This is a genomic window from Hoeflea prorocentri, assembly GCF_027944115.1.
Classification (GTDB): Bacteria; Pseudomonadota; Alphaproteobacteria; order Rhizobiales; family Rhizobiaceae; genus Hoeflea_A; species Hoeflea_A prorocentri.
In genome coordinates this window covers 1,182,744-1,198,068 of the sequence record NZ_JAPJZI010000001.1, presented here as the reverse complement: position 1 = coordinate 1,198,068, position 15,325 = coordinate 1,182,744, and the positions used below count along the sequence as shown (strand labels likewise).

The window sequence follows — 15,325 nt, the reverse complement described above, 5'->3', positions numbered from 1 at the left end:
GTAGCGCGGCAGCGGTCAATTGGAAAAAAAGGAAATCAGCTCAATGCGGAACATCAACTAAAAGTGGGATTCGACAGTCAAAACGCGTCCAGCGCGAACCGCAGTCTGATCCGCGGGCAACGCCGCCTGATAAATGCCGGTCAACTCGGTCCGGAATCGCATTCCGGAGCCTTCAATCCCGCAAGCATTCTGATCGATGGCGACATCCATCTTCTATGCCGGGCTGAAGCCGACGGGCAGAACTGGGTTTACGGTCAACTCTTCGAGACCTGGTCCGCTCCGATCTTGTGCACCATGGGAAAAGACCTCTCACTGCAAAGACATCAGACCCTCACATATGAACGTGTCGAGGGTGCCCGGCCGGAAGATTGGAGGCTGCTTCACCACGAAGGGAAGATCTACACAAATCATTGCGTTTACCTCGAAACCAGCACTCACAACTTTTGTTCGGCCGCTTTGTCGGAACTTGATGTGGATCGGCAGAGGATTTTCAATCAGGTCATCCTGCGACCTCCCTTTCATCGCAGGCTCAACGAAAAGAACTGGGTCATGTTCTCCCATGAAGGCAGGTTATTGTGTTTGTATTCGGTAGATCCTTATCTCCTTCTGGAAGTTGATCCGGCCCAGGGGGATTGCAAGACGGTTGTTGCCTTGGACGCCGGTGAATTCAGTTTCGGCAAACAATCGGCAGGACCGGTATTCAACAGCACCAACCCTGTGGTTTGGGATGCGGATCACTACGTGACCTTCATCCATCAGAGGTTTGACAGCGTAAACCTCGATGACCGAAACAGGCTGTACCTTCAGTTCGGAATGTTGATTGACCGCAAGACGCTCCTGCCCGTCAGCATTGTTGCGGAACCTTTGATCACTGGAGGCATGGCAGCCGGGCGGCACAAGGGTGTGCACTACACAATGTCACTGATGGTTGCCGAAGACGTGCTCTACGCGTTTTATGGCGAGGGTGACACCCATACCGGCGTGGTTGAATTCGACAAGGCGGCGCTGGGAGACGCTTTCAGCAAACACTATTTTGGGCATCGACCATCTTTTGCGGGATCTCAGCCGGTGTTTGAATGATATCCGTTTCGGAATTCCTGGAAAGAGACCACCAGTAGAGAGTGCTAAGGCGTTTAGAGACCCGCAAAAAAGCCCGGTCAGAACGAGACTTGCGAGACATGTCTCTAATGCCAAACCGGCTCCGCCACAGAACCGGGCGAGGATGTCAGTTTCCTCAAAACCACCGAAGAGCACATCGTTCACGTTATCGTCGAGCCATGGCCTGAGGGGGCACAAGCGAAGAGCGGCCTCCCGCAAGCCTGACGGGAAGCCCCACGCCCGCAGGGCGTCACGATTTGGTGTATGGCGTTGTCCGCTGGACTCAACATGATATCGTGGGACTTGGAATGTCCGGCAATTTTCCGTTTGCCTTTGCAACGCAAGGAAATCAGGAGCAGTTATGAAACGCAATGCGATCAATCCGGCCTCGATGTACAACGCCGTTCAATTCGGGTTCTCCCACGCCGTCGAAAGCGAAGGCGGGCGTCTCCTTCACATGGCCGGTCAGGTTGCCTGGGATGCCAATGGCGAACTGGTCGGCAAAGACGATCTCGCTGCTCAGGCCGCACAGTGCTTTGCCAACCTCACAGAGGTGCTTGCTGCATGTGGTGCCACAGCTGAGAATGTCGTGCGTCTGCGCACCTATGTCGTGGACTATTCACCCGACAAGCTGGAGGTGCTCGGTCCGGCCATCGGTGGCTTTTACGGGGATGTGACACCGGCTGCCAACACGTTGATCGGCGTGCAGACACTTGCAATGCCGGATTTCCTCATCGAGGTCGAGGCGACGGCCATACTGGACTGACCGCTTTTCAGGTGAAGCTGCGGATGGTCTCGACAGCACCATCCAGCGCTTCACCCTCCTCATCCTTCAAGGCAGCTTCACGCAGGCGCTCAATCCACTGCGCAGCATCCTCACGCCCGGCAACCAGCTTTACCGCATCAAGGACGCGGTCAAACTTGGACAAGCCCCTCGCATGTGTGTCGGAATAGCCTTTGATCAGCCGCCGGCAGCGGACAATCTCAACGGCAACATCATAGTCGTTATCGAGATACTCAAACACCGTACGGAGCCAACGCTCGAGATGATCCACTTCAATCGCGTGGCGGAGCGTGCGGCGACGGTAGCCGCTAAGACCCCCCAGAATATAGAGCATCAGGAAGGGACGTACCCGGTGCGTGCGTAACCGGCGCCCCTTGTTGAACCAGCGATCGAGGCGAGCCATCCAGCGCTCGCTGGCTTCAACCTTCCGCCCGATCCCGGCCGGTAGCATTCCGGCAATCTCCTCGGCGCGCGGATGCATGAACTCGGTCAGTTGAATGAGTGAATCGTCAGGCGCCGCCATCTCGGACCGGATGCGGGAAAATCGTGGCGCCCGGGTCTTCAGGTCGGCAACACGAATGACATCGTCATAGGCCATGGCGTTGGCGATGTATTTCGCTGCCTCGCGTGTCAGCAGGTAGTCCTTATCCTCATTGTCTCGCGAAAGGACATTTTCAACCCGGTCGAGATACTCTTTGCCGTAGGCAATATCCTGAAAGTCGACGACCTTCTGCAGTCCCGGCCTTGCCATGTCACCGACCGTTTCCGGCCAGCCGTCAACACGGGCACGCAGCGCCCGCCACTGTTCAAGCAATGGGCCGGACCCCGTTGGTTCCGAACCGGATGCATCCGGCTTCTCGCCTGCATGCCCTGAAGCAATCGGTTCGATCCCGTCTGCCGTCCGTTCGAAAGCCGCCCCAAAGGCACGCAAACTGGCCTCAACGCCCCTGCCTCCGGCGCGGATCGCCTGTTCAAAGGCCTCACGCGAAAACGGCAGGACCTCCGACCCCGCCAAGGCGCCGAACAGGCTTGCCGAAATCACCGATCCATTGTCGGCGGCGATCTGCTCCATATCGAAAAGGATCAGGCGGCTGGCGGCAATCTCGGCCGCAGCCCGCACTTCCTCCGACGACGCGACGCCATCGCCCGGAACCGTCTTTTCCGAAATGGCCAACGCCCGGTGGGTCGACGCAATCAGTGTCGTCCGGTCCGGCGTGACAAAGCCTCTGACAATCGCCCGGCCGGCTTCCATCATTTCAGCGGCAACAAGAATGTCGACATCGCCGGCTGAAGGAGCGAGCGAAAAGACGGGTGTTCCATCTCCGGCGGGCGCCATCTCAATATAGTAGATGGTCGCACCCGTTCGCTGTGCGACGCCGGCAACCGATGTCGCCTGGCAGTCATATCCCCCGGCACGGGCCAGCGATTCAATCCAGTTGGTCAGGACACCACCGCCCTGCCCGCCGACGGCCATCACCGCAAGCTTGATGATGCCGCCAAGCTGCGGGTCCGGCGCCCTTGCCACAAACTGCTCTTCGACTGCCACGTCTACGCCTCTGAAAAATTCAGGCGCGATACGGCACGGCGCGATTGCAGCCACGCGATGAAACGCTGACCGATTTTCGCCCGCCAGCTTTCGAATCCGCCCGGATTGTGAACAACATCGGCGCGGTAGAAGGACGGACACAGGACCGCCGCATCGGCAACCTCGCCGCAATTTCCGCACCCGACACAGGTCTGGTCGATGCTGGCGATCGGATCATCGCGCAATGGGTCGTCCAGAGTCTTGAGCGACAGCGAGGGACAGCCCGACAGGCGGATACAGGCATGATCGCCGGTGCATATATCCTCATCGACGCCAAATCTGGGGACTTCGACACGCCGACCTTCCTTGACCGCCTTGTTACGCAAGGGCTTCTCACGCCGTTGTCGGTTGAGCATGCATTCAGACGATGCAACGATGACCTTCGGTCCGTCATAGTCGGTGGTCAGCGCCTCGCGCATCACCTCACGCATTTTCCCGACATCATAAGTGTTGTCGATCTGGCGTACCCACTCCACCCCGACGCCTTCCAGCGCCTTTGAAATGGGGTTGTTTGTGGCCTTGGTGGGATTGTCGGCGCGCGAAGACGGAATGTCCTGCCCGCCGGTTGCCGCCGAATAGTAATTGTCGACGATCACGGCAACCGAATCCGACTTGTTGAACACCATGTTGCCGATGGAGCTGGAAAGGCCATTGTGCCAGAAGCCGCCATCGCCGAGGAACGATACGGCGCGTTTGTCGCCGCCGCCATCGAAGGCAGCGTTCGACGCCGGACCAAGACCGTAACCCATGGTCGACCCGCCGATTTCAAAAGGCGGTAGGCAGGCAAAGAGGTGACACCCGATGTCACCGGTTATCTGGTGCGCACCCAGTTCCTGCTCCACCAGTTTCATCGCAGCAAAAATCGGTCGCTCGGGACAGCCCGTGCAGAAGCTGGGCGGCCTTATCGGAACGGTTTTTGAGATATCCGGCACGGTCGGCATCTCAAAATTCGGCGCAACCACCTGCCCCGGCAGGCAATTGGGAGCGGCTTTCTTGAGAAACGCCGTCAGCCCGTCCAGGAGGACCTGTCCGGTATATTCACCGGCCATGGGCAACATATCCTTGCCATGGATCGCCACCGGACTGCCGGACCTGTAAAGCATCGTCGACAGGCCCTGCTCGATAAACTCGGGCTGACCTTCCTCGATGACCAGCAATGCTTCCTTGCCTTCGCTGAAGGACAGGAACTCATCCTGCAACAACGGATACGTCACGTTCAGAACGTAAAGCGGCACATCCGTATTGCCGTTGATATCGGCAAGCCCCAGCCTTTGCAGGGCGCGGATCACGCCATTATACATGCCGCCCTGCAGGACGATCCCGACCGGAAATTCCTTTGGTCCGAACTGCTCGTTGAGCTTGTTTTCGGCAACAAATTTTTCTGCCGCCGGCCAGCGGTTGTTGATCTTGTCATGCTCATGGGCGAAGGACATCGGCGGCAGAACCACCCGGGCGAAATCGCGGCGCGGCTCGGAGAGCGCATCGCGTACGCTGAGCGGCGGGCGCACATTGTCCTGTGCATCGAAACTGCCTGTCACATGGCAGGAGCGGATACGCACCATCAGCATGACCGGCGTGTTCGAGGCTTCGGAAAGTTCGAACCCCTGCTCCACCGCCTTGACGATCGACGGAAGGTTGGGACGTGGATCGAGCAGCCAGAACTGCGACTTCATGGCAAAGGCGTGGCTCCGCTCCTGCATGATGGAGGAGCCTTCGCCGTAATCCTCGCCCACGATGATCAACGCACCGCCGGTTACGCCGGAAGAGGCAAGGTTGGCAAGCGCATCGGAGGCCACATTGACGCCGACAGAGCCCTTGAACGTCACGGCGCCCCTGATCGGGTAATGCACGCTTGCGGCCAGCATTGCGGCAGCGGCCGCTTCTGATGCGTTGGCTTCAAACCGAACGCCCAGTTCGCCAAGCAGATCCTGCGCATCGGCCAGCACGTCCATCAGGTGCGAAATCGGTGCGCCTTGATAACCGCCCACATAGCCGACACCGCATTGAAGCAGCGCCTTGGTGATCGCCAGGATCCCTTCGCCTGTGAAGGTTTCGCCCGATCCGAGGCGCAGATGTTCTACTTCTGCCTTGAATGACCGCTCGGCCATGGTGTTCTTCCTGTTTAATCAATCATGCTAAAAATCATGTTTGCGGATATTCGACAGCATCTTTTGCAGCGTGCCGACAAAAGCGCGCTGCTCCTCATCATCGATACCTGCAAACATGCGCTCGTAATTCTCCGACATGTGCGGCCACAGCCGGTCAAAGGCTTCCCGGCCGGCATCGGCGATAAAAACCCGCCGTGCCCTGCCATCGGATGTATCCGCCTGGCATCGCACCAGCCCGTCAGCTTCCAGCGAATCCGTTGCCCGGCTCAGGGTGGAAAGCTCGACCACCGCATAGACCGCCAATTCGCGAAGAAGAATGCCGTCAATGACCGACAAAACCGCCAGCGCCCGCATTTGTGGCGTCGTCAAACCCAAGGCCGCCATCTCCTCGCGAAGCGAGACATTGTAGCGGCCCATGATCCTGTTCATCAGATAAGGCGCGAAATTGTTAAGGCCGATCTCGCCCAGGCGGGTGCTGTCACCACGTTGCAACTGCCTTGCATCGCTCATGCGCCCATCCTTTTAGCCAGATTGTAGCCGGACCCGCCGCCAAGGCCGGGTCCCGGATGGGTTGATGCGCCGATGTGATGAAGATTGCGGACCGCGGTCGTATTGTCCACCGACCCGGCAAACGGTCGCCACACAAAGAACTGGTCGATCGAACAGGCGCCGCCATAGGGGTCACCGCCGACAAGATTGACGTTCAGCTTCTCAAGATCAGCCGGTGAATAGGCCCGCCTTTCAAGCTTGATTTTGTCGAAATCCTTGATGTGCCCGGCAAGGATCGCCTCGATCCGGTCAGCGAAGGCTTCACGGGTTGCATCGGTCCATTGCGCTCCACACTCGATCTGCGCCGCCGCATCCCCTTTGATCACGCGAGGCGCATCCGGAATTTGCAGCCACAGCACCGCCTTTCCCTCCGGGCACCGGGTCGCATCCAGCCGATGGGGCTGGCCAACGCAAATGGTCGGCGTGACGGGCAACATGCCCCGCTCCGCCTCGTTGGCCGATTTGGAGACGGAATCGATCCCGTCGGCCAGGTGGATCAGGGCCACGTCATCAAGACCCGGTGTCAACCATTCAGGATGCTGATCGAGCGCGTAGTGGAGCTGGAAATTCCCCCGTCCGTGACGGAATGCTTCAGCCTCCTCGCTCTCTTTGACGCTGTTGTCACGCAGCAGCCGACCATAAAGCTGTCCCGGCGCAACTGAAGCAATGATCTCCTGCGCCTCGATCCGCTCACCCGATGCGGTGACCACACCGCATGCGCGTCCGTTTTCAACAATGATCTGATCAACGTGGACACCGGTGCGGATCTCCCCGCCGCGCTCTTCGATAAGAGCGCGGAACGCTGCTACCGCCTGTCCCGAACCGCCTTTGACGACCGGCGCGCCCGCCGCCTCGAGCGCAAAGGCAATGACCTTACCCATTTGACCGGAATACGTGCTTTCGGGCGTCAGCCCGGTGTGGAGTACCCAGGGCGCCCAAAGCGCCTGGATCAACGGGCTGCGATAGGATGCCTCCAGCCAGCCACGTGCCGGACGAAGGGCTGTCCCGACCCATGCCGCAAGGCCGCGCAGTCCGCGCTTCCATGCCTGGCCGGCCATCAGCCGCAACATCTGCCGTGACCATAAACGTCCGCCGAGCAGCGCAAAAAGGAACGGCGCATCTGCTTCGATCGCCCCGACATCCTTCGCGTGCTGGTCGCCTTCGCCGGCCTGCAAAGCATTAAACGCCGCGACATTCGCCGCACGATCCGTCTTCAGCACCAGCGCCGACCCGTCCGGGCGCAAAACCGCGGTTGGATCGCTTGTATGGCAGAACTCCAGCCCATGGCGGGCCAGATCCTCTCCCAGTTCTCCAAAGGCCGGTGATGTTATGAAGAGGACAAAGGTCGCCGCCATCACATCGTGGTGGAAGCCTGGCAGCGTCACCTCCTCGGTCCGCATGCAACCGCCTGCGACCTCGGCACGTTCAAGCACCAGCACCCGGCGGCCCTTGCCTGAAAGCAGGGCCGCCGCCACCAGCGCATTGATGCCCGATCCGATGATGACGTGATCGACAGGCTTCACCGGCCTTATCCCTTTGGAACGAGTGCCAGCGCGCGGATCGGGCTACCGGTTCCCTTCTCGAATTTCAGCGGAGCGGCAATTAGAATTGCGCCCTTCGCCGGCAGTTTGTCGAGATTTGCCAGTGATGCCAGACCGTAGCAATTCGATTTGTGCAGCAGATTATGTGCGGGGAACGGAGGCTCCATACCCGCCGCCTGGCCGGCATCGGTTCCAATACACTGGTTGCCCCATCCGACAATCTCCTTGGACAGAAGATATTCGACACAATCCACTGTCGGTCCGGGTGAGTGCGGACCGTTTTCGTCGGCATTCAGGAACAGCGCTTCATCATGCGCACGGTTGTCCCAATCTGACCGCATGACGACCCATTCGCCCTTGCCGATATCACCGTGCTCGGCTTCCCACGCCTTCACGCCATCGGCGGTCAGTAAAAAGTCCGGATTTTCTGCCGTTTGCTTGGAGCAATCGATGACATTCACCGGTGCAACCAGCCTTTGAACGGGCAATGTGTCCGTGTAGCCGTCTTCATAATCCTTGCCGGTGATCCAATGGTGCGGCGCATCGAAATGTGTGCCCGAGTGCTCGCCGAGTTTCAGCCAGTTCCAGGCCCAGAACGGCCCGTTGTCATCATACTCGGAAATACGATGCACCTCGATCTTCGGAGTGTTGTCGCCAAAGCCTTCAGGCAATTTCAGCAGGGGCGTATCCGGGCCCAGAACGCCGGAGCAGTCTACGACCTCGACGCCTCCCGAAAGCAACATCGCACCAAGCTGTTCCAACACATTTGCCGAACTCATTGTCCTCACTCCCTGATTGTTCCTGAACCGGTCAATCTGACCATCGATTGGATTCATGCTAGACATTATTATTTGCATTTGCAAATATCTCTCCGAACGAATGAGAGTCAACAATGGTTCAGAATAATCTTGACGCCGTAATCATCGGCGCGGGACATAACAGCCTGGCATGCGCGACCCATCTCGCAGCCAAGGGCTGGCGCGTGGCTATCTTCGAACAGGCGTCTGAACCGGGCGGTGCGGTCAAAACAGGTGAGTATACAGAGCCCGGCTTTCGTCATGACTGGGCTGCGATGAACCTTTCGCTTTTTGCCGGCTCTCCCTTTTTCAAGGCTTATGGCGATGAGCTCGTGAAAAATGGCCTGGAATTCGCGCCGGTTTCAAACTGCTTTGCCAGTGTCTTCCCGGATGGCAAATGGTTGGGAGTCAGCAATGACGTGGAAAAAACCACCGCACGCATCGCCGCATTTTCCGGGCAGGATGCCGAGACGTGGACGGCTCTGACCGAAGCCTTCCCCGCCGAAGCCGAGCATCTGTTCGCTATCCTCGGAAGTCCGATGAATATGCGTGCATTAGCAAGTTCTTCTTGGCGTCTTTGGCGCAAGAAAGGGACTGGCGGGAGCCTGGACCTGCTTCGTTTCCTCATGTCCTCCCCGCGCGACTGGCTCAATGAGACATTCCAGTCCGAACACCTCAAGGCAACACTCGGCGCCTGGGGCATGCATCTCGATTTTGCTCCGGATATCGCCGGCGGCGCGCTGTTCCCCTATCTCGAGGCCATGGCCAACCAGGCCTTCGGCATGGTCCTCGGCAAGGGCGGAGCCGATACCATCGTCCGCGCCATGGTCGCCACGATCGAGGCGCAAGGCGGAACCGTCATGTGCGACGCACCCGTTGCCCGGATCCTGTCCGAAGGCGGCGAGGCCAAGGGTATCGAGCTTGCGGATGGCCGCAGCTTCAATGCCAGCCGCGCCGTCATCGCCAATGTGTCCGCCTCCGCGCTATTAAAGCTCACGGGCGGCACGTCGGATAAAAACTATGATTCGGCGATGACCCGTTTTACCCACGCGCCCGGCACGATGATGATCCATCTTGCCATGGACGATCTTCCAGACTGGGCAGCGAGTGCGGAGCTTCGGGACTTTGCCTATGTGCATCTGGCGCCCTCGCTCGATCAGATGGCCCGCACCTATCAGCAGGCAAGCGCCGGTCTTCTGCCGGATGAACCGGTGGTCGTCGCCGGTCAGCCAACGGCGATCGATCCGAGCCGCGCACCGGATGGAAAACACATCCTGTGGCTTCAGGCCCGCATGGCGCCAGCACAGATAAAAGGCGACGCAGCCGGCACGATAAAGGCAGACCAATGGGAGGCGGCCGCGGAGCCTTTTGCGGATCGGGTCCTCGATATTATCGAGAAAAATGCACCCGGCACGAAGGCAAAAATCCTGTCGCGCCGTATCGTTACTCCGCTGGATCTTGAAGCCGACAATCCGAACCTCATCGGCGGCGACCAGATTTGCGGCAGCCACCACCTGTCACAGCATTTCCTGTTCCGCCCCTCCCGGGGCCGCACCGACGGAACGACACCGATGAAGAACCTCCACCACACCGGCGCAGCAGTCTGGCCGGGCGCGGGAACGGGTGCGGGATCAGGCTTTCTTCTCGGCCGCAAACTGGCCGGATCATAACCATACCAAGGATAAAAGAGGGAGTTCAAACCATGACAAAACTCAGTCGCCGCAGCATGCTGCAGCTTTCTGCTGCCAGCGTCGCCATCACGGCATTTACAACGCCAGCGCTGGCTCAGCAAATCGACGAACTGGTCATTGCCTACAATGTGAACCTGCCGAGCTGGGATCCGACGGTCGGCCCCTCGGCAGTCAATCCGACGATCCAGGGCATCTACCAGTCAGTCTTCGATATGTTCATCCACCAGAATCCCGATCTGACATTCGCTCCCGGCATCATCACCGAATGGGGTTGGAACGACGACCGCTCGCAGATTTTTATGACAGTGCGTGAAGGCGTGAAATGGCATGACGGTTCACCGCTGACGCCCGAAGATGTCGTCTGGTCGCTCGAGCGTGCCGGCAATCCCGAAACGGGTAATCCGATCCAGTTTATCTGGGGAAAGGTCGGCAATTTCGCTATTGACGGCAACCGCATCACCGCCGACGTGAAGGAATACGAGCCGACCATCTTCAAATGGATGTCATTCCTGACCGGCTACGTCTTGCCGAAAGCCTACTATGAAAAAGTGGGGCCGGAAGGCTTCGAGGCCAAGCCGGTGGGCAGCGGCCCCTACATGGTCGACCGGTTCGAGCGCAACGCGTTTGTGCGCCTGAAGGCAAATCCCGACTACTGGGGCGGAAAGCCTGAATTCGAGACAGTGACGATCAAATTCGTCACCGATGCGGCAGCACGCGTTGCCGAAATCGAATCCGGTAACGCCCATGTCACGCTGGAAATGCCCTATGAGGAATATGACCGCCTGAAAGGATCGGGCGGCATTTCCGGAACGGATGCGCCGATCTCGGATATCGGCATGATCTTCATCAACGACGTTGACGTCATGAACGACCCCAACGTGCGCAAGGCCGCTGCTCTGGCGATCGACAAGAAAACCATCGTCGACCGTCTGTTGTCCGGCTACGGCGTACCCATCGATACGCTGCAGACGCCGGATTACGTGGCTTACGATCCTTCGATCACGGTCGGCTACGATCCGGAAAAAGCCAAGGAGCTGCTGGCGGCCTCCGGCTACTCGACGGACAATCCCGTCCGCTTCAAGATCCAGACCACCCGTGGTTTCAAGCCCAAGGATTACGAGATCATCCAGGCGATTGTCGGCCTTTGGCGGCGTGTCGGGATCGAGGCAGAAATCGAGGTCTATGAAGTGGCGAAACACTTCGAACTGCGCGCGGCTGACCAACTCGCGCCCGCTGCCTTCTACAACTGGGGCAATGCCGTAGGCGATCCGACAACATCAACCGGCTTTGCCATGTTCGGCCCATCGCCGCACTCGGTCTGGGACGGTCAGGAACTGCTTGAAATGATCTTGCCGCTCTGGGGCGAGCAGGATGAGGACAAGCGTATCGCGGGCTGGAAAGATGTCGATCGGCACATCGCCGAAAATGCACTGGTCATTCCGCTGATCCAGTATGTGCAGCCGATCCTGCATGTCGATGGGGTCAAGGTCACGCCGCATGCTTCGGGTGCCCTGCTGCCGCATCTCATGACACGCTCGTAAGACCATCCGGGGTCGCCGCCGGCGCGGCGGCCCCACCCTTCCAGAGACTTTCAATGCTGCTCCTACGCACTGTCTTTCTTCGGCTCCTGAGCACGCTCATTACCCTGCTCGGCGTCGCGATTATCGTGTTCTTCGTTATCCGTGTGGTGCCCGGCAATCCGATTGCCATGATGCTGCCGCCCGGTGCGACGGACGCCGATATCGCTCGCCTTGAGGCGTTCTATGGTCTCGACAAGCCCATAATCGAGCAGTTTTTCATCTGGCTGCAAGGTGTCCTCCAGGGTGATTTCGGAACATCAATATCGCTGCACCAGCCAGTCATTGAACTCGTCCTCGGACGCCTGCCGGCAACGCTGGAACTCTCGATCATGGCGCTGGCGATCGCGGTGCTGATCGGCGGCACCCTCGCCCTCACCGGCACGCGGTTCCGGGGCACAAAGACCGAGGCGACAATCGATGTGACGAACGGCATGGCATTGTCCATACCGGATTTTCTCTGGGGCCTGCTGCTCATCCTCCTCTTCGGTGTCCTGGTGCCGGTCTTTCATATTTCTGGTCGCGTATCGCCGTCGCTCGATCTGCCATTCACGACCGACTTCTATCTGTTTGAAAGCATCCTCCGCCTGCAGTTCACAATCTTCGCCGACCTTGTAGCGCACATGTTCATGCCGGCATTGGCGCTTGCCATTCCGCTGGCCGCGATCATCGCCCAGCTTTTGAAGCAATCACTCAAGGAAACCATGCATCTTGATTATGTGACCCTGTCACGGACCAAGGGTTACGGTGAAAATCACGTCATCACCCGTGAAGCGTTGCCGAATGCCATTTTGCCGACCTTGACGCTGGTCGGCGTCCAGTTCACCTTCCTGATCGGCGGCACGGTCATCATCGAACGGCTGTTTTCCTATGAAGGCCTCGGCAACATGGCGATCGATGCGGTCATCAATCGCGACCTGCCGCTTATCCAGGGCATCGTCATCGTCTTTGCGCTGATCTTCACCGCGGTGAATCTTGCCGTCGACCTGACCTACGCCATGCTGAACCCGAGGCTTCGCCATGCTTGACGGACGCGCACAGGTCAAACGGCGGGCCGGATTGCGCCTGTGGCTGTCCGGCGGATGGCTTGGCTTGCTGGCTCTCGCCGCACTGTTTGCACCCTGGATCAGCCCCCAGGATCCGCTGGCCCAGGACCTTTTCACCTCAAGGCTGCCGCCCTTCTGGATGGATGGCGCGGAACCGGGCTACTGGCTCGGCTCGGACAGTCTGGGGCGCGATGTGCTGTCGCGCATTCTTTACGGCGCGCGCGTGGCGCTGGCCGTGGCGCTGATTGCCGGCACGGCAACATGCCTGATCGGCGCCACGCTTGGCCTTGTGGCCGGCTATTTCCGCGGCTGGCCCGACGCCGTCATCTCGCGCCTCGTCGACATCTGGATGTCCTTCCCGCCGGTGCTTTTCGCAATCCTGTTGATTGCCGTTCTGGGGACCGGTCTCACATCCATCATCATCGCCGTTGTCGTTATCGACTGGACTCGGTTTGCCCGTGTGGTGCGGGCGGAAGCGATGTCTCAAGGCGTCATGGATTATGTCGCCTCGGCCCAGGTCGCAGGCCGCACACGCGTCGGCACCATGTTTGCCGAAATTCTGCCCAATGTGCTGCCGACCATGGTGGCGCTGCTGACGCTTGAGATGGGCATCGCAGTGATCGTCGAAGCGATCCTCAGTTTCGTCAACCTGTCCATATCGACCGATTCACCGACCTGGGGCGGCATGATCGCCGAGGGACGGATATCGATCCATCAGGCCTGGTGGGTTCTGGTGTTTCCGCTTGTCACACTGTTTTTGACGGTTCTCAGTTTCAGTCAGCTTGGCGAAGGGTTGAAAGACCGCTTCGATCCGGTGCTGCGATGAGCGCGTTTCTGTCGATCCGCAATCTGTCCGTTGCCCTGACCGGCGGCCCGCGCATCCTGCGGTCGGTTTCGCTGGAGGTGAACGAAGGTGAAGTGCGCGGACTGGTGGGTGAGAGCGGCGCCGGAAAGAGCATGATCGGCAAGGCCATACTCGGCATTCTGCCACGCGCCGTTCACGTGATTGAGGGTGAAATCCTTCTCGACGGTGAAGACCTTTTATCTCTCGCCCCGGCACAGCGGCGTCGCCGCATCGGCGCAAAGGCCGCGCTCATTCCGCAGGATCCGCTAACGGCGCTCAATCCGTCGCACCGCGTCGGCCGACAGATAACCGATCGCCTCGTGGATATTCTCGGCTGGTCGCGCAAGGATGCAGAAGCCCGGGCGATGGAACTGCTGGACGAGGTCCACATACCCGATCCCGAACGCGTCATGACCAGCTATCCGCACGAACTGTCGGGCGGCATGCGGCAACGCATCTTGATCGCCTCGGCATTTGCCGCCGAACCGAGGCTGATTGTCGCCGATGAGCCGACGACGGCGTTGGATGTGACCGTGCAAAAACAGATCCTTCGCCTGATCGGGGAAATGCAGGCGCGGCACAAAACGGCGCTTTTCTTTGTCACCCACGACCTCGGCGTCGTCTCCAAGGTCTGCCAGAGCCTTTCCGTGCTCTATGCCGGTATGATCGTCGAGGATACGGATGTGCGCAGCTTTTTCTCGGCGCCGGAACACGCCTATTCACGGGCATTGCTGGCAGCAACACCGAAATATACCGATCCTGAGGCGAGCCTGACGCCAGTCCCCGACAGCGTCATCGAAACCGTGCAGGCAGAGGTCGAAGCCTTTGAAGCGGAGTGGCGCGGTGACTGAGGCACTCTACGAAATCCGTGATCTGAATCTCTCTCTGCCCGACCTGGCGCGCAAGCCGCTGCTTGGCCGGGCTCCGCCGATCAACATTTTAAAAGGGCTCAGCTTCGATATTCCGAAGGGCGAGGTTCTCGGAATTGTCGGCGGCTCGGGATCGGGAAAATCAACTCTCGGGCGGGCGCTCATTCGCCTCATCGAACCGCAATCGGGCACCATCCGGTTCAATGGAACGGACATCACCCATCTGGGTGAGAACGCGCTGCGACCGATGCGTCGGCACTTCCAAATGATTTTCCAGGACCCGATGTCATCGCTCAATCCGCGCCGTACGGTTGGCGGGATCATCGCTGGCCCCCTGCGGCTTCAGGGCCTGGACGGGATCGGAAATCGGGTGGATGAAGCGCTTGACCATGTCGGTCTGCCCATGAGCTTCCGCAGCAGGTTTCCGCATGAACTGTCAGGCGGTCAACGCCAGCGTGTCGGCATAGCCCGCGCCATAGCGCTGCGGCCGGATTTCATCCTGGCCGATGAAATTGTTTCCGGCCTCGACGTTTCAAGCCAGGCACAGGTGCTGAACCTGCTTGAGCACCTTGTCGAGGAGCTTGATCTGACGCTCGCCTTTATCAGCCACGACCTCTCCGTCATCAGGCGTCTGTGCAGCCGCATCATCGTGATGCATCACGGCGAAATCGTCGAAAACGCGGAAACAAGCGCGGTGTTCGAGGCACCCCAGGCCGATTACACGCGCGAGCTTTTGTCGGCGATCCCGTTGCCGGACCCCGATCAGCCCTGGACCTGACACATACTCACAAGCTGTGCCTTTCATGGCCGCAGTGCCAGGCATCTGCGGCCTGCGT

13 protein-coding genes are annotated in these 15,325 nt (G+C 59.3%); 8 read left to right on the top strand and 5 right to left on the bottom strand.

The genetic code is table 11. The features are described from left to right. Nucleotides 1-63 precede the first annotated feature (63 nt). Entirely contained in the window at nt 64-1,080 is a 1,017-nt protein-coding gene (locus OQ273_RS05475) for a hypothetical protein (RefSeq protein WP_267989463.1), read from the top strand. Between the two features lie 379 nt (nt 1,081-1,459). Then, the gene (locus tag OQ273_RS05470) at nt 1,460-1,864 is read left to right on the top strand and encodes a RidA family protein (protein ID WP_267989462.1); all 405 of its coding nucleotides are present in this window, start codon (nt 1,460-1,462) and stop codon (nt 1,862-1,864) included. 7 nt (nt 1,865-1,871) lie between these two features. On the opposite strand, the gene OQ273_RS05465 is transcribed toward OQ273_RS05470, so the two are convergent. Genes OQ273_RS05465 through OQ273_RS05445 form a run of 5 tightly spaced genes read right to left on the bottom strand, consistent with a single transcriptional unit; the run spans nt 1,872 to nt 8,444 of the window. Beyond that, nucleotides 1,872-3,428: an indolepyruvate oxidoreductase subunit beta family protein gene (locus tag OQ273_RS05465; protein WP_267989461.1), complete on the bottom strand. Its 1,557-nt coding sequence runs from the start codon at nt 3,426-3,428 to the stop codon at nt 1,872-1,874. Nucleotides 3,429-3,430: 2 nt separating this feature from the next. After that, complete coding sequence (locus OQ273_RS05460) at nt 3,431-5,575, bottom strand: indolepyruvate ferredoxin oxidoreductase subunit alpha (protein WP_267989460.1); 2,145 nt, start codon at nt 5,573-5,575, stop codon at nt 3,431-3,433. Between the two features lie 27 nt (nt 5,576-5,602). After that, complete coding sequence (locus OQ273_RS05455; protein WP_267989459.1) at nt 5,603-6,085, bottom strand: MarR family winged helix-turn-helix transcriptional regulator; 483 nt, start codon at nt 6,083-6,085, stop codon at nt 5,603-5,605. Beyond that, nucleotides 6,082-7,647, bottom strand: a complete 1,566-nt coding sequence (locus OQ273_RS05450; protein WP_267989458.1) for a phytoene desaturase family protein — start codon at nt 7,645-7,647, stop codon at nt 6,082-6,084. Before OQ273_RS05450 ends, OQ273_RS05455 begins: the two co-directional genes overlap by 4 nt. Nucleotides 7,648-7,652: 5 nt before the next feature. After that, entirely contained in the window at nt 7,653-8,444 is a 792-nt protein-coding gene (locus OQ273_RS05445) for a cyclase family protein (RefSeq protein WP_267989457.1), read from the bottom strand. 113 nt (nt 8,445-8,557) lie between these two features. Here OQ273_RS05445 and OQ273_RS05440 point away from each other — a divergent pair, with 113 nt between their 5' ends. Genes OQ273_RS05440 through OQ273_RS05415 form a run of 6 tightly spaced genes read left to right on the top strand, consistent with a single transcriptional unit; the run spans nt 8,558 to nt 15,267 of the window. Next, a complete protein-coding gene (locus OQ273_RS05440; RefSeq protein ID WP_267989456.1) occupies nt 8,558-10,132 on the top strand; it encodes a phytoene desaturase family protein in 1,575 nt (524 codons plus the stop codon). 32 nt (nt 10,133-10,164) lie between these two features. Continuing rightward, on the top strand, nt 10,165-11,694 hold the full coding sequence (locus tag OQ273_RS05435) for an ABC transporter substrate-binding protein (RefSeq protein WP_267989455.1): 1,530 nt from the start codon (nt 10,165-10,167) through the stop codon (nt 11,692-11,694). A 53-nt stretch (nt 11,695-11,747) separates the two neighbouring features. After that, nucleotides 11,748-12,758 (top strand): ABC transporter permease, encoded by a 1,011-nt coding sequence (locus OQ273_RS05430; protein WP_425493341.1) that lies wholly within the window; start codon nt 11,748-11,750, stop codon nt 12,756-12,758. Next, nucleotides 12,751-13,602 carry an ABC transporter permease gene (locus OQ273_RS05425; RefSeq protein ID WP_267989454.1) on the top strand — a complete coding sequence of 284 codons (852 nt, stop codon included), beginning with the start codon at nt 12,751-12,753 and terminating at the stop codon, nt 13,600-13,602. The genes OQ273_RS05430 and OQ273_RS05425 overlap by 8 nt, the downstream gene beginning before the upstream one ends. Further along, on the top strand, nt 13,599-14,471 hold the full coding sequence (locus OQ273_RS05420) for an ABC transporter ATP-binding protein (RefSeq protein ID WP_267989453.1): 873 nt from the start codon (nt 13,599-13,601) through the stop codon (nt 14,469-14,471). Before OQ273_RS05425 ends, OQ273_RS05420 begins: the two co-directional genes overlap by 4 nt. Beyond that, a complete protein-coding gene (locus tag OQ273_RS05415; RefSeq protein WP_267989452.1) occupies nt 14,464-15,267 on the top strand; it encodes an ATP-binding cassette domain-containing protein in 804 nt (267 codons plus the stop codon). The genes OQ273_RS05420 and OQ273_RS05415 overlap by 8 nt, the downstream gene beginning before the upstream one ends. Nucleotides 15,268-15,325 lie beyond the last annotated feature (58 nt).